This is a genomic window from Litorimonas haliclonae (assembly GCF_965138505.1).
GTDB classification, from domain to species: domain Bacteria; phylum Pseudomonadota; class Alphaproteobacteria; order Caulobacterales; family Maricaulaceae; genus Litorimonas; species Litorimonas haliclonae.
This window is the reverse complement of sequence record NZ_CBCSCO010000001.1, coordinates 683,330-708,688: the sequence shown is the minus strand read 5'-3', so window position 1 is coordinate 708,688 and position 25,359 is coordinate 683,330. Positions and strand designations below refer to the sequence as shown.

Here is a 25,359-nt window from a genome sequence, read left to right as displayed (position 1 = left end):
CTCAGAAAAATGATAGAATTTATGTCGCAGGAGGGCGAGGTGGCAGATTAGGCGAAATCAGCTGTCAGGGTAACAGACTCTTCGTCCGACTGATGGGTTAGGGCGCCGCCCAATTCACGCGCGATCATTCCGGCATAAAAAGGCTGGATTGAGCGTCCGTCAAACCCGTCCTCAGGGGTTTTCCCGCTCAGGGCTTTCTCTATTTCCGGTTTAAGGCCGGCTCGGCGGCCTGTGGCGACAAGTTTGAGCTGTGATTCATCGCCCGAAATGACAACATCCCCGCCGCGCGGAATCGCGTTTGCGGCGATCATAACCATATTCATTAATAGCCGCGCTTTCGATTTCTCTAACCCGTCAGTGGAAAGCTCCCATTTCAGAGTTGCCTTGCTATCGGCGTACATATCCATTGTTTTTTTCTGAATATCTCCGATAGGAAAAACGCCCGGAGCAGATCCGGCGGCGCCGAAGGCATCACGAAGGAAATTCAGCTTGGCATTGGCTTGCCGGGAGGCATTGCGGATGAGGTCAATCGCGTCTGCGTGCATGTCCGTATTGTTCTCATCATCCAAGACTTCGAGACCCGTATTGACCATTCCAACCGGGTTGATCAAGTCGTGACAGACGCGCGAACACAAAAGGGCCGCGAGGCTTGACGGGGTAAGTTTGATGACATTGGCGCTCATGAGTCACACTCCGAAAATTTCTATATTTCTCTTCTGGGCTGATTTGCTCTGCACGACAAATAAAAAACCCCGGCACAGTGCCGGGGTTCCAATTTTTAAATTTTACTAAAGATTAAGGCAGGTCTTCCTGATCGATCAGACCGTCTCTCGCGGTTTTGTCCTTGTCGAAATATTCTTTCGCCAATTTAAAGACGATGGGTGACAGCAGGATGATACCGATGAGGTTTGGCGCGGCCATGAGCCCCGTCAAAGTATCGGCCATCAGCCAGAAGAGGTTGACGATGTTTCCGACTTGATCTTGCAGCGCAATTGCGGCGGCTGATGAGAAGACAACCAATATCCACAGAATACGATAAATCGGAATGGACTTCTCGGTGAACAAGAAGGCAGAGCAACGCTCGCCATAATAACTCCAACCAAGAATGGTGGTGAACGCAAAGACCGTCAGGCCGATGGCCACAATATGACCGCCCCATCCAAACAAGCTGGCGTCAAAAGCCGAGGCCGTTAGAGGCGCGCCTGTATCACATCCCGGAGGCTGTAAACCGGTCATGAGGGTCTGTAGGTTTTCAGGGCTGGCGATACATTCCGTTGGGATGACGCCGGAGGTCAGGATTACCAAAGCGGTAATCGTACAAACAATAAGTGTATCGATAATTGTGCCCAACATGGCGATGATGCCCTGGTTTACGGGGTCATTGTTCCGCGCCGCGGCGTGAGCAATCGGCGCGGAGCCTTGTCCGGCTTCGTTCGAGAAAATGCCGCGGGCGACACCTTTTTGCATTGCAAGCACTAATAGACCGACAGAGATACCTGTTCCGGCTGTTTGCAGACCAAACGCGCCTGCAAAGATTCTTCCGAACGCCTCTGGAATTGCGTTGGCATGCATAATTATGACGGTAATTCCTGCCAAGAGGTAAAGTCCCGCCATGATCGGCACAACGGAAGAGGCCACCACGCCGATCCGTTTAATTCCGCCAATAATCACCGCCGCAGCGCCGCCGGCGATAAAGACCGCCGTAATCCACGGGCTGAGACCATAAGTACTTCTCAGAGCATCGGCCACAGAATTGGACTGAATAGAGGCGCCCGTTCCGAGCGCCGCAAAGAATCCGAAAAAGGCAAAAGTATAGGCGAGCCATTTCCATTTCGGGCCCAAACCGTTTTTGATATAATACATGGGTCCGCCCTGACGATTACCGTTTTTGTCGATTTCACGAAATCGAACGGCCAATACGCCTTCGGAGAATTTTGTGGCTGTGCCGACAATGGCGGTCATCCACATCCAGAAAACGGCGCCGGGGCCGCCAATCGCAATGGCCGCGGCGACGCCCGCAATATTACCCGTCCCGATAGTGGAGGAGAGGGCCGTCATTAGCGCCGCAAAAGGCGAGACATCTCCCTCATCTTCATTCCCGGTTCGTTTTTTGAAGAGCTGTTTGAAAGCATAAGGAATGCGCACGACCGAAAGAAGGCGCAGACCAAAGGTCAGATACAAACCCGTTAAAAGCAATAGCCCCAACATGGGCCAACCCCAGACCTGCGAATTGACGAAGTTAAGAATTTCTTCAAATGACATTATATCTCCCAGCCCTCTTGAGGGGTCCTTCAAAATTTTTGCGACCATAGGCGAGGGAATTGACTCATGCCAAATGAAAAAGCGTGATTTCTGGGAGTAAACTGCGCTTTGAGCGCTTTAAAAATCCTTGTGCCCTGATATAGCCCTATTTTAAATCATGACGCCTTAATTCTTAGCTAGCCGGAAACACATTATGTTTGAATATCTCGTACCTCGCCCGCCGGATGCCATTATTGCTCTGATGGAAGCCTGCAAAGCGGATAAAAACCCTGATAAAATTGATTTGGGCGTTGGCGTTTATAAGGATGACGCCGGAGAAACACGCGTCATGAAAGCCGTCAAAGAGGCCGAGAAACTTTGGTGGAAAGAAGAGACCACTAAAACTTATGTCTCCACTGTGGGTCGTCCCGATTTTCGTCAAGCTATGGTCGAAATGATGTTTGGCGAGACAAATCCGGTTATTACTGAAAACCGAATTGCCACATCTCAATCAGCAGGTGGCTCCGGAGCTTTGCGGATTGGCGCAGAGGTGATTAAATCAGCCGCGCCGGACACGACGGTCTGGGCCAGCACGCCGACTTGGGCCAATCATATTCCGCTTATCAGCTCTGCGGGACTTAAGATTGATTATTACCCCTATTATAACCGCGAGACTTTGGGCGTCGATTTTCATGACATGCTGGATCACTTACGCGCCAAAGCCAAACCGGGCGATGTCGTGCTCTTGCATGGCTGCTGCCATAACCCCACAGGTGCTGACCTGACACATGCTCAGTGGGATATTCTCGCTGATTTCTTGAAAAATGAGTCCTTAATTCCTTACGTCGACCTCGCCTATTTCGGTCTGGGACGCGGTATGGAAGACGACGTTTACGGCCTTCGCAAGATATTGGAAATTTGCCCGGAGGCCTTGGTCGCCGCAAGTTGCTCTAAGAATTTTGGTCTTTACCGCGAACGCGTCGGCCTGATTGTAGTTGTCGCAAAAGACGAAGATACTGCCAAAATCGCGCAGAGCCAGCTTGGGTCTATACAGCGTAAGATCATCTCTATGCCGCCTGATCACGGAGCGGCGCTCGTGGCGCGCATTCTAGGCGACAAGTCTCTTCGTAAATTGTGGGTTGAGGAGTTGGATGAAATGCGCACCCGCATGATTGATTTGCGCCGTCAGCTCTCAGAAGCGCTGTCTGTGCAGGGCGCCGAAACGATTGCGGCCGCGGTGAAAAACCAGAATGGCATGTTCTCGACTTTGCCTGTCTCGCCGGAGCAGGCGGAAGCCTTGCGGGAGAAATATTCTATCTACATGACAAATTCCGGACGGATAAATATCGCCGGAGCCAATAAAAATAACATCCCGCAATTGGCCAAAGCCATTCTGGATGTTTTGTAAGAAGTTAGCCTAGCAACAGATGAAAATGTTGGCACGAATTTTAGGTTTACGGGTGAGAATGTTGGCACGAATTTTGGGTTGCATGACGTTGTGCCTCTTCGTGGTGTCATGCTCTCCGGCCGAACAAGAAAGTGTCAACTATAATGCTCTGGAAAAGCACGTAGTCTTACCTGATGAGATAGCTGAAGCTCAAACTGAGAGCAATGTTGTCAATGAAGCTCACCCTATGTCCGCCGCCCAATGGCTAGGGGACTATGCCTCAGTCCGTATTCTTAGAGAGCAAGCGGGATTATATGTTGAAGAAGAGAACTATTTTCAGGCCGCCCAGCTTTATGAAAAAGCAGCCAACCTTGGGGAGAGTTTTCCATCGAGCTCAAGCCGTACGCTCTTGTTGAGTGCGGCGGAGCACTATGTGAAAGCAAGTGAGAAAGCGTTGGCCCTTAACGCCTTGCAAGAGGCTGCGGAGAAAGGAGCAAGATGGTCGGATTACGTGGAATTTTCTGCGAAGTATTCCGCCTTACGTGACGAAGAGGCCTTTCAATCCATTATTTCCAAACTAGAAAATAATCGCAATATTTTTGAGAAACGCTATCAAGACCCGGAAAAAACCCCACTTGTTTTCTCCGATGTTAAAAGGTTTTGGAAGGCTTATGACTTAGCATTGAATGAAGAGAGTGATGAAAAAAAAGCTGCCATTTTCCGCCATTTTTATCTCGCCGAAGGGTCTCCGGGACTGATTGATTATCATTGGATAAAAACGGGAACAGCCGAAGAGCTCGTTAAAAGAATAGATGAAATCCCTGGGTTTTATGACGGTATTCGAGATAGAACCTTAACAGCGGAAGGCTATGGCGTTGATATCAGAGCTGGATTTCGCCGATTTAAGGCGATCTATCCGGAGGCCTATTTTCCCCCTGTCACGTTCGTTATTGGTCGATTAAATTCCGGGGGCACGGCGGGTGAGGAGGGAATGTTGATCGGACTTGATGTTTGGTCATGGACAGAAGGTGTTCCGCTAGACGGCATTTCCAAGGGGTTCCAAAAAGTGCTTCAGTCCTTTAGCTTGGAAAGCTTGCCTTGGGTCGTCGTGCATGAGCAGGTTCATGCAATGCAATCTTATTCTGGCGAACCTTCTCTTTTATTGTCAGTTCTTCAGGAGGGTTCGGCGGATTTTCTTGCAAAGCTCGCTCTTCCTGAACAATCTAATCCACCTTATTATGAGTGGGGCTTGCAACATGAGACCCGCATTTGGGCCCGGTTTGTAGAGGAAATGGATGGAAACGACTTAAGCAACTGGATCGGAAATAACAGTTCCAATATCTCAGCGGATTGGCATGCAGATGTCGGATATTTTCTAGGGGCTAGAATTGCCGAAGCTTACTATAAACAGGCAGAGGACAAAGAGCAGGCGGTCAGAGACCTCTTATACGTTAAAAACCCGCATGATATTTTAGTCGCTAGCGGGTATGCGGAAAAGTTCCACTAATTTTTAAGCCAGTTTAGGCTCGAACGCGTATCCGGCAGACCTGACGGTTCGGATTGGGTCTGGTTTCTTTGGCGCGCCGAGGGCTTTTCTCAACCGGCCAATATGGACATCGACGGTGCGGGCTTCGACATAGACGTCTCGGCCCCAGACGGCGTCGAGAAGTTGTTCTCGCGAAAAAACGCGCCCTGGGTTTTTGATGAAATGTTCTAGAAGGCGAAATTCCGTCGGGCCCAAATGCACGGTGTTTTCGCCGCGTTTTACTCGAAATGCTTGCATATCTACTTCGATATCGCCTTGCGTGATGATGTCCTGCAGGAGAGATGGCTGGGCGCGCCGCAAGAGAGACCGTGTCCGCGCAAAAAGCTCGGGCATGGAAAAAGGCTTCACCAGATAATCATCCGCCCCGTAATCCAGACCTGTCACTTTATCAGTTTCATCTCCGCGCGCGGTGAGCATGATAATAGGCGTGCTGACGGTTTCTTTGCGACGGCGCAGGCGGCGGCAGACTTCAACGCCAGAGAGTTTAGGGAGCATCCAGTCCAGTAATATCAGATCCGGAGCGCGTTCTTCGGCAATTAAGAGAGCCTCTTCTCCATCCTCGGCAATCGCCGTGTCATATCCTTCTTTGGAAAAGTTATACTCTAGAAGCGTTGACAGGGCGTCTTCGTCTTCGACAATCAGGACAAAAGGTTTCATAGAGATGGGCTGGGGAAATTACTTTCCCCCCTTTCTAGCTTTGATGACACGGGGGTCCGCAATCAATTGTGTGCCATTCACCGTGAAATAAATAGCTTCGCAGATATTATTAGCATGGTCGCCGATGCGCTCGAGATTTTTTGCAACAAATAAAAGCGAGGCGCAGGCGGAAATTGTTCTCGGATCGCCCATCATATATGTCAGCAATTCCCGAAAAATAGAGTTGTACATCTCATCAACATCGTCGTCCGCCAGCCAGACCTGGACAGCCAAATCGGCGTCTTCGCGTAGCAGGGCGTCCAGCGCTTGAGAAAGCTGGGATTTAACCATTTTACCCATACGCGCCACACCTTTGGCGTGGCTGATGCGGTCAACCTCATTCAGAGAGAGGGTGCGCTTGGCAACGCCTTCAGATAGATCGCCAACGCGTTCCAGATCATTGGCGACTCGGACGGCTCCGATGACACGGCGGAGGTCAGAGGCCATAGGGTGGCGCAGGGCCATGATCCGCATAGAGTTTTCATCGACCTCTCTTTGGAGACGATTAACTTCACTGTCCTGTTCAATAACGGCTTCCGCCAACTCATTGTCGCGTTTTTTAAGAGAGCGTATAACATCGGACAACATGGTCTCTGTAATACTACCCATCTCAGAGATTTGCGCATTAAGGGCATTAAGGTCTGCGTCGTATCCGCTAACAATATGATCGGCCATAGCTGCCATGTTATCTCCTCTTGGAGCTTGCTCTATGTCGCTTTTATAGCAGATTTATGACACCGTGGCGACATGTCTGTGACAAAGGGTCTTCGCCCTTTCTTCCTAGAAGTCTTACGCGTTTTCTTCTTCTGGCTTGCTGTTGGGAAAGACGACCGTAAATTCTGTCCCTTTGCCATGGGCACTGCGAATATAAAGTCCCGCGCGGTGTCGAATAACGATATGTTTAACGATCGCCAGCCCAAGACCCGTGCCTTTCTCCTTTGAGGAAAGGTCCCCTGCGATCCGGTAAAACCGTTCGCCAATCCGCGGCAAATGTTCTCTTGCAAAGCCCGGACCACGATCTCTCACTTGAACTTGCCAGGCCCCTTGAGTTCCCATTGGTTTTGTCATTTCGGCAATACGGCGACTAGGGGAGGTTGCGGCAAGTTTACTGTCGCGAAAAGCCAGGGCGGACGACCAGTCAGGGACGAACCGTAATTTAATTTTTACGGACTTTCCTGACGGGGTGAATTTAACCGCATTGTCAATCAGGTTTAGAAACAACTGAACGGATTCATCCGAATTGGCCCGGGTAATCGCCGGACCGGGGCTGTTAAAAGAGAGAGTTACGCCGCGCTTGTCGGCGAGCGGTTTTACGGCCTCCATTGCAGCGGTGATAGACTGGTTCAAATTAGCTGTTTCTTCCGGAGCGATATGTTCGGTTTGCTCAATCTTCCGCAAAGACAGAAGGTCGTCTATCAGCCGGACCATGCGCTCGGCTTGGGATTGCATTATGCCAAGAAATTTCTCTTGCGCCGACGGATCGTCTTTGGCGTGATGGCGGAGCGTTTCAATATACCCCATCAGAGAGGCGATTGGGGTTTTTAGCTCGTGTGACGCATTGGCGAGAAAGTCCGCTTTTTGCATTTGGCTGAGACGATCTTCGGTGATGTCGTGAAAAACGGCCATGAGATAGCTTTGGCCATTGCTAGGACGGATTAGGCTCGCCTTCGTCAATTTTACCCGTAAATATCGTTCTGTGGGGGTAAGTTTGTGTATCTCGACCGCGTTTGTTTTATAGCCGGCTTGAGCCTTAGTGAGAGCTTGGGAAATTGCGGGGCTGCGAAGGTAACTGGTTAAAGGCAATCCAAATTTATCCATGGTGGCGAGCTCTTGCGCCAAGGTATTGGCATGGACAACGCGTTTGTCGCTATCAATGAGAGCGCAAGCGACAGGTAGGGCGTCAATCACAGTGACCCAACTATCAATATGACGCTGGGTGCGTCTCCCTCCTCCATAGAGCTTATCCGCCCGCTCTCGCCTCATTTTGCTAAGCTGATTCAAACCAAAGGAGAGGAGTGTAAAGGCCGCGACAAGTAAAAGGGTCGTCAAAATCGGGGCGTTGATCACGACGCCCAACACGAGGAGCGCGATGATTCCGATACAGGCGAGAAGGCCGTATTCTGGGTATGACGTCATCCGATAAGGGCCCCTGAAGCGATCCTGATATTTCCCTTTTCAAATTTAAAAATCCAAGGGTTGTGGCCTTTAATCAGGCTCTGCACTTCACGTCAATTATGACGAATTTGTAGTCTTAGTTCAAAGCTTTGTAGATTGCGCGAATAACGGCAGGTTGCTAAAGGGCGCTCACTTTGGGGGAAATTCAGAGAATTATTGTTTTTCGATAATATTTCGTTGACTTTCGGCATGATATTCGCCAATGACAGGGTAAGGAGTTACTATGCCGTCATTTAAGAAACATATGAAAGTCAGCGCGTGGTCGCGTGGGTTAATGATGGGCGCGGCTGTTTTGACCCTGCCGGCCTGTCAAACGCTGAGCGGGTTGGGGCCTGACCCGACCATTGTAGAGGCAAAATCCACAGTTCCGGTCGAGCCGGATTGGATTGAACCCGCGCCGGACGCTTTGCCCAATGCGGATTGGGTCGCCAGCTTTCAAAATCAAAGATTGGTTGAACTCGTCAACGAAGCCTTGGCGGAAAACCCAACGGTTGGGCGGAGTAGAGCTCAATTGGATGTCGTATTATCCCGCATAAGAACAAGTCGATCTGAGCTGTACCCTACTTTGGGTCTAAGCTCTTCGGTGTCTCGAAGTGAAGGCGGAACAGGATTTCTGGCAGGTCAAACCAGCTACGATTTCGGGCTGAACGCCAGCTGGGAAGCTGATTTATTTGGCCGGATCAGAGACCAAGTCAGCTCAGCAGAAGCGGCGGCGGCGGCGAGTTCGGCAGATCTGGCCGGCGTACGAGTGTCTGTAGCGGGGCAAGTGTCTCAGCTTTGGTTTAATATTATTCAGAGCAACTTGCTCGTAGATTTATCCGAGCGGGATATTGAAACACAGGAACGCGCTCAGCGCCTCACATTGAGACGTTTTGAAAGCGGAATCACAGGTTCTTCAGATGTGCGTTTGGCCCGGTCCGCCGTTGCAAACGCACAAGCGTTACAAGCAACGCGGCTCCAAAACCGAGACGCTCAAATTCGGAACTTGAAAATTCTCTTGCGCGACTACCCGGATGCGGATCTTCTTGTTCCTGAAGACTTGCCAGAGCTTCCCGCACTTCAAGGTTTGTCAAATCCGGAATATCTTCTAAATCGCCGGCCGGATATCTTGGCTGCCGAACGCAGAATTACTGAAGCCGGACTCAATGTCGATGCGGCGAGGAAAAATCTATATCCGAGTTTGAGCCTTTCAGGAGGGGCGTCCGAACAAGCGCTGAACCTGGCAGATACTTTTGATTTCGCGGAAATTGCGTTTCGACTGACGGCTCAGCTCACGGCGCCAATTTTTCAAGGTGGCCGTATAAGGGGGCAGATTGACGGGCAAGAAGCGCAGCTCCGTTCTCAAGTTGAAACTTATGTAGAAACTGTATTGCAAGCTTACAGCGAAGTTGAAAACGCGATAGATGCAGAACAACGATTGGGCGAACGTGAGGCGGCCTTGCGCATATCTGTTGAAGAAGCGCAGAAAGCCGAGGACAGACTTGAATCTCGATATATTGAGGGTTTGGCAACGATTTTGCAGTTATTGGACGCTCAATCACGTCGTTTGTCGGCTGAAGGACAATTAATTAACGCACGAACCGAACGGTTAAACAATCGCGTTCGTATGCATGTTGCGATGGGCGGTGGACTATATGGCTCGGAAGCCAATTTCGTCCAACTAGCCGAAAACGAAAACTAGGACAAAAAATGACACAGCCACAGACTGTCGGCGCGCCCGAGCAAAACGAAAAATATCCCAAATTTCGGGCGTTCGTTTTTTCCATTTTAGTCCTGGTTGCGCTTGGGGTTGCGACTTTTATATGGATAAAGGTAACTTCTAAACCTGAAGAAAAAGAACGCACCTTTAATAGTTTGGCTGTTATGGGCGCGCGGGCTTTTGAGGAGGACGTTACCCTTAGAGTCCAGACCCAGGGCGAGGTTCAGCCTTTGACAGAAATCGATTTGGTGCCAGAAGTCGGTGGCAAAATTGTATATGTTTCTCCGAATTTTATCGAAGGCGGCTTTTTCAAAAAGGGTGAAACGCTCATTCGGATTGATGATAGCAATTTCAAAATATCTAAAATTCGGGCGCAAGCTACAATTGCCCAAGCTGAACAGGTGCTCGCGCGTGAAATTGCTGAAGGCGAAATTGCCAAAAGCGACTTCGAGGAGTTAGGGCGCGGGGAACCAAGTGCTCTCGCCATGAGACTGCCTCAGCGACAAGAGGCAGAGGCCTCTTTACTCGCGGCGAAGGCGGATCTTGAGTCAGCGAATTTGCAATTAAGCCGGACAAATGTTCGGGCGCCTTTTGACGGACGGGTTAGAACTAAATCGTCGGATGTTGGCCAATTTGTATCTGCGGGCTCTCCTCTTGGCCGTATATTCTCGACCAATATTGTTCAGGTCCGGTTGCCACTGACTGATGCCGATTTAGCTAAGGTCGATCTCCCGATCGCTTTCAATGCGGCAAGCCGGGAAGCCGCGCCGAAAGTTATGCTCAGCACGAACATTGCAGGGCAACGACAGGAGTGGACGGGCTATATCATGAGAACGGATTCGACTTATGATACTCAGTCTCGTGCTCTTTTCGCAATCGTTGAGGTTTTCGATCCTTACGGGAAAGGGGCTTCACAAAATGGCGTTCCTCTCGCGCCGGGTCTATTTGTAGACGCAATGATCGAGGGTAAAAAACTTGAGAATGTGATTGTGCTGTCTCGGGATGGCTTGCGTCCGCAGAACGAAGTGTATGTTGTGGACGAAAAAGGGAATGCCGAAGTGCGAAAAGCGACAGTCGCCGATAGTGACGCGACGCGGGCTGTCATTACATCCGGAGTCGAACCAGGCGATTTGGTTGTTGTTTCTCCGCTCGAGCGCTCGCGAATTGCAACCCCTTTGAAGGTCCTTGATATCAATAACCCTCAGACCGTTATCGTGGATCCACCCCGTCCGGACTGGATGAAGCAGAGCGGAGATTCTGACGAAAATTCAGGTGATGAGTCTGAGACACAAGAGAGTGATAAGACGGCTGGCGGCAATTCTGATAAAACTGCTTCGACATCTGAGAGCTCTGGAGGATCAGAATGAGAAACTTAGTCGCTTGGTTTGTTCGCAACCCTGTTGCGGCAAACCTCATGATGGTCGTCATGTTTGCCGCCGGTGCTTACGGCTATTTCTCGTTAGAGCGCGAATTTATTCCTCAAACCACTGTCAATGGAATGACCGTCAGCGTCTCCTGGCCCGGTGCCAGCCCGCGCGACGTTGAGCAGCAACTTGTCACCCGTCTGGAAGAAGCCATCGATGGCCTGGACGGTATCGATTATATGGAAAGTACGGCGAGTGAAGGCAGCGGCAGCATCAATGTGCGCACCAAGCTCAACATTGATTATGAAAAAATGCTCGATCAGGTCAAAGGTCGGGTCGACGCTGTGCAGAACCTTCCCCCAGACTCTTTCAGACCCCAGATTTTTAGATGGGACGCTCGCGCAGATATCATGTATCTTGTCCTTTACGGGGACGTGGATCGACTGACCCTTCAACGCGAAGCGACTGATCTTCGTCAACAGCTGACCAAATTGCCGGGCTTGCAATTAACCGAGCAAGTCTCGAAAATTCCTGAGCAGGTTACAATTGAAGTCTCAGAAGACGCTCTTTTACGCTACAATCTGACTTTCTCTCAAGTTGCTCAAGCCATCTCGGGTTCATCCGTAAATCTCTCTGCCGGAACCGTGGAGACCACCGGAGGCAATTTACAGCTGCGTGCCCGCAGCCTGGCGAATACCCAGACAGAATTTGAGAATATTATTGTCCGCCAGACCAATCAGGGCGGCACGGTACGCGTCCGCGACATCGCCAACGTTATTGACGGGTTCGAAGACCAAAAATTTGACGCCCGATTTAAAGGGCAGCCTACAGCAATTTATCGAGTTTCATCTCCGGATACTATGGACATATCGGAATCTGGCGATGCTATTCGTCAGTTTGAAAAAGATATTGTCGACAAACTCCCGCCAAATTTGCATTTCGAGATTCACTTCGACGGCTCCACAATGTTTGACAGCCGGATGAGTCTGATTGGCAGCAATGCGATTTCAGGGATGATCCTAGTTTTGATTGTGCTGATGTTATTCCTACGACCAGCCGTCGCGCTTTGGGTCACCGTCGGTATTGCTGCCGCCTTTGCGGGCGCAATCGCTATTGCGCCGTTTCTTGGCATTACCTTGAATATGATCAGCTTGTTCGCGTTCCTCTTAGTGATCGGGATCGTGGTGGACGACGCCATCGTGGTCGGGGAATCGGTTCATTTTCACGTGGAAAATGGAATTTCAGGTCAACGCGGCGCAATTGCCGGCGCCAATATGGTCATCAAGCCGGTATTCTTTGCGGTTATTACAACTATCTTGATGTTTGTCCCCTTCATGTTGTTTACCGGGCCTATTCGCGCCATCACGGCCCAAATTAGTCTGGTTGTGATTGCTGTGCTGGCTTTCTCCCTAATTGAAGCCTTTTTCGTGCTCCCGGCTCACTTGCGTCACTTGCGCCATGTCGAGCCGAGTCAAAATCGCTTGCTTAGATTCCAGACGCGTGTGGCGGACAGCCTCAATACATTTGCGGTAAAAGTTTTTCGACCTCTGGTCGCGACGCTCATCCATTGGCGATATGTGACTGTCTCCGCCTTTGTCGGATTATTCGGCATGGCCATGGCCTTGTTGATGTCAGGTGTGGCGCCGGCAGCGTTCTTGCCGGAAGTCGAAGCCGATATGATTCAATTCTCGGCGCGTTTCCCGGAAGGCACGACATTCAAACGCCTCAATCAGGTACGTGACCAGCTCGATAACGGAATTGCTCAATTGAATGAGAACACTCAGGGTGATTTTGAGATTGACTGGGATCTGATTACGCGCCCGGCCACGATTGCCGAGGGCAATCGCGTAGAAGGTTTCCTCGGGTTGAATTCGGAAAGACCTGGCGTTTCGACGAAAATGATTGCCGATAAGCTTGAACAATATGTTGGTCCTATTCCGGATGCTTATCGTGTGAATTACGGCACCACCGAAGGCGGCAATGGAGGCGGTGGTGGTCTCTATTACGGCGTCGCCTCTGCGGATGCTGATGCGTTGGAAGTCGCAATTAAAGAAATCAAAGAGCAAATTGAAAGCTACGCTCAGGTTCCAAGAGCCTGGGACGGGTTAGAAAGTTCAGCGCGTGAAATCCAGTTTACTCTGAAACCGGGCGCCGAAACGCTAGGTATCACGCTGCAGGATGTTACCCGCCAGGTCCGAGAAGCCTTTTTTGGACGGGAAGTTCAACGCCTTCCGCGTAACGGCGAAGACGTTCGTGTGATGGTGCGATATCCTGAGGCCGCGCGGGAGAGCATAGACAGCCTTCAGTCCTTACGCATTCGTGCGGCGGACGGCGTCGAAGTCCCGCTTTTCTCTGTCGCTGATGTGACCTTCGCCGACGGCATTGGACGCATTCAGCGCCGTGACCGAAAGCAGGTGACCTATACAGGCGGACGGGTTCGCGGGGAACAGACGGAAGTCGCTGAGATTAAAGCCGATATGAATGAGAACTTCTTCCCGCAATGGGAACTTCGCAACCCTCGCGTCACGCGCATTAACGTGGGTGATGATGAGGTTCAGGCGAACCTTATGACCGAACTCAAAGTGTCCGGAATTGTCATTCTATTTTCGATGTATATTTTGCTGGCGATTGCTTTCCGCTCCTATGCACAGCCCTTATTGATCATGGTGGCTCTACCCTTTGCGCTGGTCGGCATGATTTTTGGGAATATTATTACCGGAGTTCCTTTCGGAATGTTCTCTCTCTTCGGGCTTTTCGCCGCTGGCGGGGTGGCTGTGAACGATAACCTCGTCCTGATTGATTATGTCAATAGGTTGAGGGCGAAAGGCGTAGGCGCTTACCAAGCTATGCTTGATGCCTGCGTGGCCCGTTTCCGGCCTATCTTGCTGACCTCTGTGACGACCTTTGTCGGGATTACGCCTATTCTGTTCGAAACATCCAGCCAGGCGGAATTTCTAAAGCCGATGGTTGTGGCTCTTGCCTTCGGCGTATTGTTCGATTTCTTCCTCACGCTGATGCTAGTGCCTGCCATGTATGGTATTGGCGTTGATATCACCCGGACCTTCCGCGGGCTGTGGCGAGGGGAGAAACAACCTGGGCTCGGGGCTAACTATGATCCGGATATGATTCTGGCGTTGGAGGATATGGAAATCGTCGAAGGTACGCCTTCTAAGCCGACTTCAGGCAGCGGCGTTCCAGCTCCAGCGGAATAGGTATTTTTTGAGAAAAGTTGAAAAAGCAGGAAAAAGGCCCAATTAATAACCAACGCATATGGTTTAATCCGATAATCGGGTTAGACATAAAAATAAGAAACTGAGGACAAAAAAATGAAATCTTTGAAATTGATTATTCCAAGCCTGATGGTGATTGGTCTGGTCGCCTGTGGCGGTAATTCAGACGAGCCAGAGGTAACAGATACCCAGACAGAAGTAACTGAAACTGTACCTGCCAAGCCTAAGCTGGGTGAATTTGGTATCGCGATGGAATATGTTGATGAAACCGTCGATCCCGGGGATAATTTCTTTCAATATGTGAACGGCAAATGGCTGGACCAAACAGAAATTCCGGCCGACAGATCGTCTTATGGTAGCTTCAACGTTTTACGGGATGAATCACAGGCGGACGTCCGCGAAATCATCGAAGAAGCCGCCGCGAAAGATGCGGCTCCGGGGTCTGATGAGCAAAAAATTGGTGATTTTTACGCTGCCTTTATGGACACAGACTCAATTGAAGCCGCTGGCTTAGAGCCAATCCAAGCTGATATTGACCGTATCATGGCAGTGGACAGTAAAGATGGCGTCGCAACGTTGATGGGCGATCCTTCCCTGGGCATTCGCGCGCCGATGGTGCCTTATGTTGGTGTCGATTTGAAAAACCCAACTGCTTACATTGTGTATATGACGCAGTCCGGCCTAGGCTTGCCTAACCGCGATTATTATTTTGATGAGGGTGAAAAATCCGACGCAATCCGCGCGGGTTACATTGATTATCTCACAACGCTGATGACCGAGCTTGGCAAGGAAAACCCAGAAGAGCGCGCTCAAAATGTTTTCGAATTTGAGAAAACACTGGCTGAACCGCAGTGGAAGCCTGAAAAACGCCGTGACCGGAGCCTGACATATAATAAAATGACCCTGGAAGAGCTGAAAGCTTACGCAGAAGGCTTCCCATTCGATCCGATGCTGGATGCAGCTAGTCTTACTGGCCAGACAGAGTTTGTTATTCGTGAAAAGGATGCCTTTAAAGGCATGGCCGAGGCGTTCGCCGAAGCTGACTTAGATGTGTTGAAAGACTATATGGCGGCGGGCTACGTAAGCGGAAAATCGGCTTACCTTCCTAAGCGGATTGATGATGCGAACTTTGCCTTTTACGGAACCACGCTCAGCGGCACACCTGAACAACAAGCTCGCTGGAAACGCGCCGTTGACCAAATCGACAGACGCATGGGCGAAATCGTCGGCAAGGTGTATGTTGAAAAGCATTTCCCAGAAGAGTCCAAAGCAAAAATGGACGATCTAATCGAAAACCTTCGGGCCGCTTTTAAAGAAGGTATCACGAACCTCGAGTGGATGGGCGAAGAAACGAAAGTTGAAGCGCAAGATAAACTCGCCAAATTCAATCCGAAAATCGGATATCCTGACAAGTGGACGGATTACGGCACATTAGAAGTTGATCGAAACGACCTTATCGGCACGGTAAAATCCGCCAGTGCTTGGGATTGGAAAAAAGACATCGACAAGCTCGGCGGCCCGATTGACCGTGACGAATGGGGTATGAATCCGCAAACTGTAAATGCCTATTATAATGCGTCTTTGAACGAGATCGTTTTTCCGGCAGCTATCTTACAGGCGCCATTCTTTGATCCAAATGCAGATGCAGCCGTTAACTACGGCGGTATCGGCGCGGTGATTGGCCACGAAATGGGTCACGGTTTCGATGATCAAGGCCGCAAAACCGACGGCACCGGATTACAACGCGACTGGTGGACGGAAGAAGACGGAAAAGCCTTTTCCGAAAGATCAGATGCGCTGGTTGCCCAATATGCTGCCTTTGAGCCGCTACCAGGCGAAAATATAAACGGTAAGCTCACTTTGGGCGAAAATATCGGTGATCTGACCGGCGTCCAAATGGCTTATAATGCTTATAAGCGTTCCTTGAATGGCGAAGAAGCGCCTGTCATTGACGGCTTGACAGGGGATCAAAGATTCTTCCTCGCTTGGGCTCAGATATGGCAGATTAAGTTCCGGGATGAAGCGCTCAGCAACCGGCTGAAAACTGACCCGCATAGCCCGGGTGAGTATCGCGCCAACGGTATCGTGCGTAATTTCGATGCCTGGTACGAGGCCTTTAATGTTACGCCAGAAAACGATCTTTACTTGCCGCCAGAAGAGCGCGTCAAAATTTGGTAGCATTCCCAAATAAATGATCACAAACCCGCCATCTGGCGGGTTTTTTTATGACAGCCGCTTGAGCAAATGCCTTGTCTCTGCCAAGGCGGGTCGATGGAGAAGAATATGAGCAAAGATTGGGTGATAGGCATTCTGGGCGGGTCAGGCCTTTACGATATTGACGGGCTGGATAACCGGGAGTGGATTGAAATTGACACGCCTTGGGGCAAACCGTCCGATCAAATATTATTCGCCGAGCTAGACGGGATTAAGCTTCGGTTTCTACCGCGCCATGGCCGTGCCCATGCTTTGTCTCCGTCTGACGTGAATTACCGCGCCAATATAGACGCGTTAAAGCGGGCCGGGTGTACGGATATACTATCACTCTCGGCTGTCGGGTCTCTGCAAGAGCAATACCCGCCGGGAGATTTCGTTGTCGTCGATCAGTTTATTGACCGAACCTTCAAACGGGAAAAATCTTTCTTTGGGGCAGGGTGTGTGGCGCATGTCAGTTTGGCGGACCCGGTGTGTGAAAGACTTGCTGAACTGGCTGCCAATGCCGCTGAGCAGGCCGGCGCCACAGTGCATCGCGGCGGAACCTATCTGGCGATTGAAGGGCCGCAATTTTCGACCCGCGCCGAAAGCCAACTTTATCGCCAATGGGGCTGCGATATTATCGGGATGACAAATATGCCTGAAGCGAAGCTCGCCCGCGAAGCTGAACTGCCTTATGCTACGATTGGCATGGTCACGGATTATGATTGTTGGCACGACGTGCACGGCAATGTTGATGTCGCAGCGGTCATTGAGGTGTTATTGAGAAATGCGGATAAGGCCCGCGAGACGGTGCGTATTCTGGTCAATTCCCTCTCTGGCACGGAAAGGGAAAACGGCCCTCAAGGAATAGAAACCAATCTGGATGTGGCGCTTATTACATCGCCTGAAAATCGCGAGGCAAAGCTATTGGCGAAATTGGACGCCGTCGCCGGACGGGTTTTGAAGGCGTAAGGATTAACGAATTAATCTCTTCACAAACCGACCCCATATTATGGCTACCAGACTCGTGCTGATGGCCAATCCCGCCAGGATATCTATCCAGCCCGTTTCCAATAGAGCCAAAATGAGCCCAAATAATCCGAAAACGAACAAGGCGAGAGGGATTACAAATATCTGAAAGAGCGATTTCCGCGGTCGTCTTCTGAGAGACGGGTAGATTTTAGGCGAGAGAGGATGACTCATGGTACAACCACTTTCCGCCCGCGCCGACTAAGCCATAAATAAAGTCCCGATACGAGAATAATGATTGTCAGGACATCCAATATGGCCCAGAGAATTTTCAGGAAAAGCCCGCCGTAATCTCCGAAATGAAGGGGGCGGGAAAGGGAAAGCGCTTTGGAATACCAAGGCATTTCTCGCAATCCAACAAAATCGCCGCTAACCGCATCCACAAGGACGGGCGTAATCAAATGCTCTGTTAAGGGCGTATTCCCGTGGAGAAATATCGCGTAATGGGAGTTCGTCGAATAAGAGCTTCCCGGAAAAGCGACGAATTGGAGGATTTTATCCGGGCTTGTCGCGACGGCTTGTTTCACAGCTGCATCGAGAGAGGCTTGCGCCGCCACGACCTCTCCGGTCTGATGGGCGGCAATAAGATCTTTCAGGTCATTGGCTTTCCATGTTTCGACAATAGGGTCTTCAAGGGTATTGATAATACCGGTGATACCGACAACCAAAACCCAAGCTACCGTGACCACACCCAAAAGATTGTGGTAATCGAGCCATTTGAGACGCGTCGATTGTTTCGTTCTAACCGTTCCAAAGTCCAGCTTTCGCATGAACGGCGCGTAGAGGACGACGCCTGACACAACGGCCACGACAAATAATAATCCCATAAACCCTAAAAACAACATGCCCGGTAGGCCGAGAAACATGTCTGTATGCAGCTGCAAAATAAAATCCATGACGACCCCGCCTTTGTCGGCAGGCGGAACAATATCGCCGCTGGTTGAATCAAAAGAATTAAATACAAATTCGGACCCGGAAGTGGCCGGGTCTGCTTCGGTCGTGACATTGACGACCGGACGATCTGTATCAAAACTCATGAAGACGGGCCGGGCGCCGCTTGTTTCGCTCACGGCCTTTTCCAGAATGTCGTCCAGACTGAGAAGTTCACCGCCGGGATTGGCAGGTTGCCAGTCCGGCGGATTGAGCGCGCTGTCAATTTCCGAATGAAATATCAACGGAAGCCCTGTCAGGCAGAGCATGAGCAGGAAGAGCGTACAGATCAAGCTGGTCCACTTGTGAATCCAGCTCCATGCCCTCACTGTGGACGTTTTTATACCATTCCTATTTTTGATATGCTGGCCTCAATTAAAAATCGACAGAGGCCGACAGGGACAAAGTTCTCGGATTTCCAAGGATGAGATAATTGGACCCTGGGAAACCGCCGACCGAGGCCCAGTAATCATTATCCGTAACATTCTCAAGTCGCGCCCGCAGGGTGACAGGTGTTTCATTCACGTCCAATGAGTAACGCACGCCCAAATCCAATCGCGTCCAAGCATCCACGTTTATCGAATTGGCGGCGTTGGTGAACTGTTTGCCAGTGTGAACCACACGACCATCCACGGTCAGTCCGGGAAGGGCGGCAATGTCATATTCCACATTTATGTTGCCCTGAAATTCGGGCGTCCCAACCGAGGTGTTGCCCTCATTGACTCCGTCTTGTGTTTTCTCAAGTTGATTATCCAGGATTGTCGCGCCGCCAAGGACTCGAAGTCCTGTGACAGGTTCGCCAAAGACGGAAAGCTCAATGCCCTTATTTCTTTGCTCTCCATCGGCGGAAAAGATTTGATTTTCGACAATTCCGTTCGGGCGATTGACAGAAAAGACGCTAAGTGTGCCGCCGAAATTACCGCCGTCATATTTTAAACCGGCCTCAATTTGTTCGCCCGCAAAGGGTTCTAATACGTCCCCGCCATTCTCGACAGGAAGGCCGCCGCTTACATTCGGTGCTGTTGCGCCCGGTTGCAGGTTTTCAGCATAATTACCGTAAACAGAGAGCTGCGATGTGGCCTTCCAAACCAGACCGACAGCTGGCGTGACCTTGCTTTCATCATAGCCGGAAGACAAAGCTCCAGAGGTCGCGTCAAAGGACTGGGTTTCGATGTTCTGATGGCGCAACCCAAATGTCGCGAGAAAGCGACCTTCTGCAAAGGACAGAGTATCCGCAATTGCAAAACTTGTATTCTGAGAGGCCTCGGTGACAAGTGGGTTGGCTAAATCTCCGCCAATAAAAGCATCTGTGGGAGGCGGCGCAAAGGCCACGGGATTGCTCAGAGTCCCCGCGGGAAATCCGCCAAAGTCTGCAAAGACGAATGCGTTTTTGGATTCAAGGTCAACAAAAGTCCCCGAGGCAACGACGCTGTGGCCTATGGACCCGGTGTCAAATTCTGCTCGAAGGCCCGCATCAATAGAGCGGATGGAATCTTCGCGTGTGTTGACGAAACGCGATGACGTCAATGTGCCGTCAGCGGCAACTCTGGGATTAGAAAGGTCATTGTCTTCTTCGCCTTCGCGGAAGCCGCCCCCAATCCAGGCTGTAACAGAATCGGTCAGATCATATTCACCGCGGGCCGCGGCAAAGAGTTGTTTTTCATCCGAGAAAGTAAAAGGCTGCGCGTAGTTACCGCTGGCATCCGGCGGCTCCGGGATTTCGCCAAGAGGTCTAACCTGCGGACGCGGGACGTCGATATGATTATCCTGATATCCAATATCAGCGGAAAACCGGAATTGCGGTCCGGAATAATCCGTACCGAGGGAGAGAACCTTTAAGTTCGTTTCCTGTCCTTCAATCGCGCCTTCGCCGTCGCGGAAAACGCCGTTTGCTCGGACGCCCCAATTATCCCCCTCGCCAAAACGCTGGCCTAGATCGACCGCTCCAGAATATTGGCTATCACCTTCAAACCCAAGTGTAACGCGCCGTATGCCGTCTGCTGGCGCGCGTTTAGGAACCAGGTTAATGGTCCCGCCTGCGCCGCTCCCGCCCGGGGCCGCGCCGTTAATAAAAGCGTTTGCGCCGCGGAAGACCTCGACCCGTTCCAGTAATTCGGCGGCCACAAATTGGCGGGGCAATATGCCATAAACGCCGTTTAAGGTAATATCATCGGAAAAAACCGGGAAACCGCGCAGAATATAAACTTCTTGAAAATTACCAAAGCCTTTGGCCACGCGCACGACCGGATCATTTTGCAGAACATCACCGATACTCTCTGATTGTTGGGCAATGACCAAATCAGAGGTATAGGCCGTTCCTGCAAACGGGGCGTCTAGAAAATCCAAATTTCCTAATAATCCAGCTCTGCCGCCGCGCGCCACCTGATCGCCAGCGTATTCATTTGTGAGCTCAACCTGAGAGGCTTGTCCGGTGACTATCACCTCATCTATCTCCCCGTCGGAGGATTGGGCAAAAGCCGCCGTGCTGAGGGCGCTGAGAGCAACGGTTGAGGCGAGTGTTCCGAGACGTTTAAAAGGCATGCTATTTCCTATTCCAATTTTGAACGACCGTTAATGCAAGTCATTATTAGGAACAAGGAAAACTATCACCTGGTTTCGTTATTTTTGCGTCTGAGGAGGGGGCAAGACTTTGTTTTGCCTAGAGGCTCATGAGAAACATCGATATTATGAAAGATAAGATATTAAGAGACGACCCGAATTAAGAAGGTTCAAAAACAGCGCCAACGAAGATAGAAGCAATTATTGTCAGGACAATTCCAAGAAATACAACACTTAACACAAGACCTCCGATTTGGATCGATTGACGGTTCAAAGGGTTTGGGCCCCCCAAAGCTGACGGTCGGAAATCCAGCCTTTGAGACCATTTCTGGATTTAACGTAGCACCAGCCATCTTCATTACAGGTTTCAAGCTTAAACAAAGCCCCTGTTTCGCCTCTTGCAATTGGCCGAGCATTCGGATCGGGTTTTGACAATACCAGGGCTTCGCCGATCGTCATAACAAATCGCTCTCCGGACAAGGCGGGTTTTCTGACCCAGGCCTCGTCTCCGTTTATGTCGCGAACTTTACGCCACATTTCTGTCTCAGCAACGACGATCAGCGGTAAGTCGCGCCGGCGATACTGCCAGGCTATGGAGTGATTCCGACTTGGCCCGGTGCGGCCATTCACTTTGCCGAACTTTAAGCTGACATAACGAGGAACTTCGAACCCGGAAGGGGTTTGATGAGCGGCTTTGCGAAAGAAACCCTCCGAAGGAGCCTCGGGTACGGGATTCACAACGATACGCCGCGCCGGCGTTTCTGCCGGCGATGGTAACGCCATTGGGATGTCTGCTGAGGACGTGCTGAGTTGTGCCGCAGCCGAACCTGCGATAAGAAACACTGAAATCAGTCCCGCCAGAAAAGGGCGGCTAAAATGAAAATTGCCCATGACGCGACCTGACCTGATTTGGGTTAATCAGTCGTTAAATCTTGGGGTTTGAATGTGCTAAACGAGCCTTTAAAAGACTCGTAGGGGCTGAAAACACAAATATTCGCGGGGCGCGAGCCCGGTATCAGACTTGAGTTTTGCGTTGTAAAAATGCGTAATTGGCTCATAAGGACACTCTATGCAAAAACGCCCTATTGTTCACGTCACTCGCCGCCTGCCAAACAGTATTGAGGACCGTATGCGTGATCTCTTTGAGGCACGTTTGCGCGCCGAAGATACACCGATGAGCGCGGCAGAGCTTAAATCCGCTATTTCCGATTGCGACGTATTTGTGCCGACCGTTACCGATAATATAACAAAGGACGTGATAGAGGCGGCCTCTTCCAGACTTAAACTTATCGCGAATTTTGGCGCGGGAACCAATCACATTGATGTCGCTGCTGCCTATGCCAAGGGTATAACCGTTACCAACACGCCAGGTGTTTTGACCGAAGATACAGCGGACCTTACCATGGCCCTCATTCTCGCCCTCCCGCGCCGTCTGGTCGAAGGGGATCGTAGGATGCGCGCCGGAGAGTTTAAAGGGTGGACGCCGACCCATATGCTGGGCCACCGCGTGCGCGGCAAGGCGCTGGGCATTATTGGCATGGGGCGTATTGGGCAAGCGATTGCCCGGCGTGCTCATGCCTTTGGCTTGTCTGTTCACTATCACAATCGCCACCGCGTCCCCAAAGGTATTGAAGACAGTCTTTGCGCAAAATATTGGGATGATCTCGACAGTATGTTGGCAGCCGTCGATATCGTATCGGTTAACTGTCCTTCGACGCCCGATACGCATCACCTGATTGATGAAGACCGTCTGAAACTTATGGGCGCGGACAGTTATATCGTAAACACCTCACGCGGCGAGATAATTGACGAAGCGGCCTTGGCAGAGGCGTTATCCAACGGTCTTATCGCGGGGGCCGGACTAGATGTTTACGAAGATGAACCCGCGCCTCATCCGTCATTGTTTGACCTACCAAACGCCATCCTTGCCCCCCATATTGGATCAGCCACATTTGAAAGCCGTCAGGAAATGGGCGAAAAAGTCCTGATCAATATTCGCGCTATGATGGATCATCATGCCTGTCCGGACCGCGTTTTGCCCCCCGGCGCTCGCCTCTCATTGGCATCCTAAGGAGATTAAGATGACGAAAATTTTTACAACGAGTCTTTGTATCTTGGCTTTGACAGCCTCAACCTACGCCCTAGCCCATGACAGCCACCAAGAAAGTCATCAAGACGAGGCGTCTGAAACAATGTCGGCGCCGGATATCTCTGCGGAAATGATTGCTGATAATTTTTACGTCCTCACGGGGCCGGGAGGAAATATCGGCGTTAGCGCCGGGGAGGACGGAGTTTACCTTATTGATGATAAATTCTCGCGGTTTGCAGACCAAATCCTATTCCGCATTAGCGAAATTACGGATGAACCGGTTCGTTTTGTTTTGAACACGCACCTGCACGGCGACCATAGCGGCGGCAATGCCGAGATGAAAGAAACGGGCGCGATCGTTTTCGCGCATGATAATGTTCGCGCGCGCATGGTGTCCAATTTTGAGAAAAATACGCCTGATACGGAACGTCCAGCTCCGGGCGAAGAGGTGTGGCCAACTTTGACGTTTTCGGAAACGGCCACACTACATTTTAATGGGCAAACCGCCACGGCTCATCACGTCCCCAAGGCTCATACCGACGGTGACAGCATGGTTTCCTTCATGCCTGCCAATATTGTCCATATGGGGGACAATTATTTCAACGGCCTCTTTCCTTTTGTCGATATCGACTCCGGCGGCAATCTTGAAGGCATGATCGCGGCGCAAAAGAAAGTGCTGTCCATGGTGGATGATGAGACAAAAATTATTCCAGGACACGGCCCGATGGCGACGAAGGCAGATTTAGAGGCGAGCCGGGATATTCTGGTAGACATTTTAGCTCAGGTTAGAACGGCCAAGGACAGCGGCATGTCCCTAGAAGAGGCTCAAGAGGCTGTGACTTTAGACGAGTATAAAGACCTCTCATCCTTTATTGATCAAAAAGGTATGGTGGCCCAAGCCTACCGTTCCTTAGGTAATTAATCTGCAAAATGTGTTCGAGAGGTGTATGTAAAACTTCCGTCTCTCTCGCCTCTTACTTGCAAAGCGTGGAAATGGTTAACAAAGTGTGAAAACAGGCTCCTGATAGGAGTTTTGTATGAAAACCACCATTTTGATTCTCGCGGCGTCTGCCTTGTTATTTCCAATGCAGGCTATGGCGGCCTGCGGCACCGTCAGCGGCCCTTACTCAGTCAGCTGTGAAAAGGGCGTTCAGGTTTACCGACACAATACCAAATCCGTTATGCCTCGGACGAGTCAAGCGGCTTACAGTCAACGCAACGCCGTAGAGGCCGCGCGTCAACAGGCCTTGGTCAATACGCAGCTCCAATCCCGCCTCATAAATGTGGAAGAGCGCGAACAACTGGCTTTGGAACGGGACCTTATTCGTCGCCGCAGCCGCACTTTAGTCGGCTCGCGATTTTCGACTTACAATGGATACGGATTTAATCGTTTTGGAACCGGATATGACCGCACAAAATTGCGGGCCGAAGCGAGACGCCATTACGTTAGAAACTAATTCTGCCTGCTAAGTCTAGGGGGCACTGCTACAGGCAGAACAGGCCGGATCCTTGCTCAAAGTGAGGGTTCGGCTTTCGTGTTTTAAACCATCAAATAGATAGAGCCGCCCTGACAGGTTTTGTCCCGCATCGGTAATATATTTAATCGCCTCTAACCCCATTTGTGCGCCGATAATCCCGGCGAGAGCGCCGACAATTCCAACTTGCGCGCAGGTTTCTGCGTCAGGCGGAATGTCCGGAACTAAGCAGCGGTAGCAGGGGGCGCTTAGGTCCGCATTGAATAAACTAATCTGTCCCTTAAAGCGTCCCAAGGCTCCCGAGATGAGAGGAGTGTTCAATTTCAGACTGGCTTCATTGACCGCGAAACGGGTTTCAAAATCATCTACGCCATCCAAAATTAGGTCATGTCCTCGTAAAAGCTCCGCAGCATTTTCTTGCGTAAGCTTTTCCCGAACTGGCCGAATAAAGACGTCTTGGTTGAGGCCTGAGAGCCGTTTGGCCAAGCTATCAACCTTGGCGTTTCCAATGTCAGCTTCGGAGAATTGAATCTGCCTCTGTAAATTAGAAAGATCGACCTCATCATCATCAATGAGCGTAATGTGCCCGACACCTGCCGCCGCCAAATAAAGCGCCGCCGGGCCGCCAAGGCCTCCGGCGCCGATAATAGCGACTTTTGCGTCAAGTAAAGCCGCCTGACCCGGCCCTCCGATTTCTTTTAAAACCAGATGCCGGGCATAACGGTCAATTTGATCCGGACGCATGT

The 25,359-nt window shown here is 50.8% G+C and carries 19 protein-coding genes; 10 read left to right on the top strand and 9 right to left on the bottom strand.

What is annotated here, in order from left to right:
• Window positions 1-47: 47 nt before the first annotated feature.
• Complete coding sequence (locus tag ACNA05_RS03235; RefSeq protein ID WP_415809934.1) at window positions 48-683, bottom strand: histidine phosphotransferase family protein; 636 nt, start codon at window positions 681-683, stop codon at window positions 48-50.
• A 112-nt stretch (window positions 684-795) separates the two neighbouring features.
• A complete protein-coding gene (locus ACNA05_RS03230; RefSeq protein ID WP_462937953.1) occupies window positions 796-2,265 on the bottom strand; it encodes an alanine/glycine:cation symporter family protein in 1,470 nt (489 codons plus the stop codon).
• Window positions 2,266-2,455: 190 nt separating this feature from the next.
• Between ACNA05_RS03230 and ACNA05_RS03225 the strand changes: the two genes are divergently transcribed.
• Window positions 2,456-3,649, top strand: a complete 1,194-nt coding sequence (locus tag ACNA05_RS03225; protein WP_415809932.1) for an amino acid aminotransferase — start codon at window positions 2,456-2,458, stop codon at window positions 3,647-3,649.
• Between the two features lie 82 nt (window positions 3,650-3,731).
• Window positions 3,732-5,135: a gliding motility protein GldB-related protein gene (locus tag ACNA05_RS03220; RefSeq protein ID WP_415809931.1), complete on the top strand. Its 1,404-nt coding sequence runs from the start codon at window positions 3,732-3,734 to the stop codon at window positions 5,133-5,135.
• Between the two features lie 3 nt (window positions 5,136-5,138).
• Here the strand turns inward: ACNA05_RS03220 and phoB are convergent, their stop codons facing one another.
• The 3 genes from phoB to ACNA05_RS03205 all read right to left on the bottom strand — a co-directional run bounded on the left by phoB (window position 5,139) and on the right by ACNA05_RS03205 (window position 8,006).
• The gene (gene phoB / locus ACNA05_RS03215) at window positions 5,139-5,831 is read right to left on the bottom strand and encodes a phosphate regulon transcriptional regulator PhoB (protein WP_415809930.1); all 693 of its coding nucleotides are present in this window, start codon (window positions 5,829-5,831) and stop codon (window positions 5,139-5,141) included.
• Between the two features lie 18 nt (window positions 5,832-5,849).
• On the bottom strand, window positions 5,850-6,554 hold the full coding sequence (gene phoU / locus ACNA05_RS03210; RefSeq protein WP_415809929.1) for a phosphate signaling complex protein PhoU: 705 nt from the start codon (window positions 6,552-6,554) through the stop codon (window positions 5,850-5,852).
• A gap of 105 nt (window positions 6,555-6,659) precedes the next feature.
• A complete protein-coding gene (locus ACNA05_RS03205; RefSeq protein WP_415809928.1) occupies window positions 6,660-8,006 on the bottom strand; it encodes an ATP-binding protein in 1,347 nt (448 codons plus the stop codon).
• A gap of 262 nt (window positions 8,007-8,268) precedes the next feature.
• Between ACNA05_RS03205 and ACNA05_RS03200 the strand changes: the two genes are divergently transcribed.
• The 5 genes from ACNA05_RS03200 to ACNA05_RS03180 all read left to right on the top strand — a co-directional run bounded on the left by ACNA05_RS03200 (window position 8,269) and on the right by ACNA05_RS03180 (window position 17,503).
• Window positions 8,269-9,726, top strand: a complete 1,458-nt coding sequence (locus tag ACNA05_RS03200; protein ID WP_415809927.1) for an efflux transporter outer membrane subunit — start codon at window positions 8,269-8,271, stop codon at window positions 9,724-9,726.
• An 8-nt stretch (window positions 9,727-9,734) separates the two neighbouring features.
• Window positions 9,735-11,111 carry an efflux RND transporter periplasmic adaptor subunit gene (locus ACNA05_RS03195; protein WP_415809926.1) on the top strand — a complete coding sequence of 459 codons (1,377 nt, stop codon included), beginning with the start codon at window positions 9,735-9,737 and terminating at the stop codon, window positions 11,109-11,111.
• On the top strand, window positions 11,108-14,320 hold the full coding sequence (locus tag ACNA05_RS03190; RefSeq protein ID WP_415809925.1) for an efflux RND transporter permease subunit: 3,213 nt from the start codon (window positions 11,108-11,110) through the stop codon (window positions 14,318-14,320). The genes ACNA05_RS03195 and ACNA05_RS03190 overlap by 4 nt, the downstream gene beginning before the upstream one ends.
• 114 nt (window positions 14,321-14,434) lie before the next feature.
• Window positions 14,435-16,516 carry a M13 family metallopeptidase gene (locus ACNA05_RS03185; RefSeq protein WP_415809924.1) on the top strand — a complete coding sequence of 694 codons (2,082 nt, stop codon included), beginning with the start codon at window positions 14,435-14,437 and terminating at the stop codon, window positions 16,514-16,516.
• Window positions 16,517-16,621: 105 nt separating this feature from the next.
• The gene (locus ACNA05_RS03180) at window positions 16,622-17,503 is read left to right on the top strand and encodes an S-methyl-5'-thioadenosine phosphorylase (RefSeq protein ID WP_415809923.1); all 882 of its coding nucleotides are present in this window, start codon (window positions 16,622-16,624) and stop codon (window positions 17,501-17,503) included.
• Window positions 17,504-17,730: 227 nt separating this feature from the next.
• On the opposite strand, the gene ACNA05_RS03175 is transcribed toward ACNA05_RS03180, so the two are convergent.
• From ACNA05_RS03175 to ACNA05_RS03165, 3 genes are all read right to left on the bottom strand, one after another.
• A complete protein-coding gene (locus ACNA05_RS03175) occupies window positions 17,731-18,834 on the bottom strand; it encodes a PepSY-associated TM helix domain-containing protein (RefSeq protein ID WP_415810113.1) in 1,104 nt (367 codons plus the stop codon).
• A gap of 31 nt (window positions 18,835-18,865) precedes the next feature.
• A complete protein-coding gene (locus ACNA05_RS03170) occupies window positions 18,866-21,031 on the bottom strand; it encodes a TonB-dependent receptor (RefSeq protein WP_415809922.1) in 2,166 nt (721 codons plus the stop codon).
• Window positions 21,032-21,319: 288 nt separating this feature from the next.
• The gene (locus ACNA05_RS03165; protein WP_415809921.1) at window positions 21,320-21,832 is read right to left on the bottom strand and encodes an SH3 domain-containing protein; all 513 of its coding nucleotides are present in this window, start codon (window positions 21,830-21,832) and stop codon (window positions 21,320-21,322) included.
• A 286-nt stretch (window positions 21,833-22,118) separates the two neighbouring features.
• Between ACNA05_RS03165 and ACNA05_RS03160 the strand changes: the two genes are divergently transcribed.
• The 3 genes from ACNA05_RS03160 (at window position 22,119) to ACNA05_RS03150 (ending at window position 24,595) form a co-directional block, all read left to right on the top strand.
• A complete protein-coding gene (locus tag ACNA05_RS03160) occupies window positions 22,119-23,120 on the top strand; it encodes a 2-hydroxyacid dehydrogenase (protein WP_415809920.1) in 1,002 nt (333 codons plus the stop codon).
• A gap of 10 nt (window positions 23,121-23,130) precedes the next feature.
• The gene (locus tag ACNA05_RS03155; RefSeq protein WP_415809919.1) at window positions 23,131-24,060 is read left to right on the top strand and encodes an MBL fold metallo-hydrolase; all 930 of its coding nucleotides are present in this window, start codon (window positions 23,131-23,133) and stop codon (window positions 24,058-24,060) included.
• 115 nt (window positions 24,061-24,175) lie between these two features.
• Window positions 24,176-24,595 (top strand): hypothetical protein, encoded by a 420-nt coding sequence (locus ACNA05_RS03150; protein WP_415809918.1) that lies wholly within the window; start codon window positions 24,176-24,178, stop codon window positions 24,593-24,595.
• Between the two features lie 15 nt (window positions 24,596-24,610).
• Here the strand turns inward: ACNA05_RS03150 and ACNA05_RS03145 are convergent, their stop codons facing one another.
• Complete coding sequence (locus ACNA05_RS03145) at window positions 24,611-25,357, bottom strand: HesA/MoeB/ThiF family protein (protein WP_415809917.1); 747 nt, start codon at window positions 25,355-25,357, stop codon at window positions 24,611-24,613.
• Window positions 25,358-25,359: the final 2 nt, after the last annotated feature.

Excerpts from the sequence above, each read along its gene's own strand:
- ACNA05_RS03235 (WP_415809934.1), bottom strand. The coding sequence starts at position 683 with ATGAGCGCCAATGTCATCAAACTTACCCCGTCAAGCCTCGCGGCCCTT.
- ACNA05_RS03225 (WP_415809932.1), top strand. The coding sequence starts at position 2,456 with ATGTTTGAATATCTCGTACCTCGCCCGCCGGATGCCATTATTGCTCTG.
- ACNA05_RS03220 (WP_415809931.1), top strand. The coding sequence starts at position 3,732 with ATGACGTTGTGCCTCTTCGTGGTGTCATGCTCTCCGGCCGAACAAGAA.
- phoB (WP_415809930.1), bottom strand. The coding sequence starts at position 5,831 with ATGAAACCTTTTGTCCTGATTGTCGAAGACGAAGACGCCCTGTCAACG.
- phoU (WP_415809929.1), bottom strand. The coding sequence starts at position 6,554 with ATGGCAGCTATGGCCGATCATATTGTTAGCGGATACGACGCAGACCTT.
- ACNA05_RS03205 (WP_415809928.1), bottom strand. The coding sequence starts at position 8,006 with ATGACGTCATACCCAGAATACGGCCTTCTCGCCTGTATCGGAATCATC.
- ACNA05_RS03200 (WP_415809927.1), top strand. The coding sequence starts at position 8,269 with ATGCCGTCATTTAAGAAACATATGAAAGTCAGCGCGTGGTCGCGTGGG.
- ACNA05_RS03195 (WP_415809926.1), top strand. The coding sequence starts at position 9,735 with ATGACACAGCCACAGACTGTCGGCGCGCCCGAGCAAAACGAAAAATAT.
- ACNA05_RS03190 (WP_415809925.1), top strand. The coding sequence starts at position 11,108 with ATGAGAAACTTAGTCGCTTGGTTTGTTCGCAACCCTGTTGCGGCAAAC.
- ACNA05_RS03185 (WP_415809924.1), top strand. The coding sequence starts at position 14,435 with ATGAAATCTTTGAAATTGATTATTCCAAGCCTGATGGTGATTGGTCTG.
- ACNA05_RS03180 (WP_415809923.1), top strand. The coding sequence starts at position 16,622 with ATGAGCAAAGATTGGGTGATAGGCATTCTGGGCGGGTCAGGCCTTTAC.
- ACNA05_RS03170 (WP_415809922.1), bottom strand. The coding sequence starts at position 21,031 with ATGCCTTTTAAACGTCTCGGAACACTCGCCTCAACCGTTGCTCTCAGC.
- ACNA05_RS03165 (WP_415809921.1), bottom strand. The coding sequence starts at position 21,832 with ATGGCGTTACCATCGCCGGCAGAAACGCCGGCGCGGCGTATCGTTGTG.
- ACNA05_RS03160 (WP_415809920.1), top strand. The coding sequence starts at position 22,119 with ATGCAAAAACGCCCTATTGTTCACGTCACTCGCCGCCTGCCAAACAGT.
- ACNA05_RS03155 (WP_415809919.1), top strand. The coding sequence starts at position 23,131 with ATGACGAAAATTTTTACAACGAGTCTTTGTATCTTGGCTTTGACAGCC.
- ACNA05_RS03150 (WP_415809918.1), top strand. The coding sequence starts at position 24,176 with ATGAAAACCACCATTTTGATTCTCGCGGCGTCTGCCTTGTTATTTCCA.
- ACNA05_RS03145 (WP_415809917.1), bottom strand. The coding sequence starts at position 25,357 with ATGCGTCCGGATCAAATTGACCGTTATGCCCGGCATCTGGTTTTAAAA.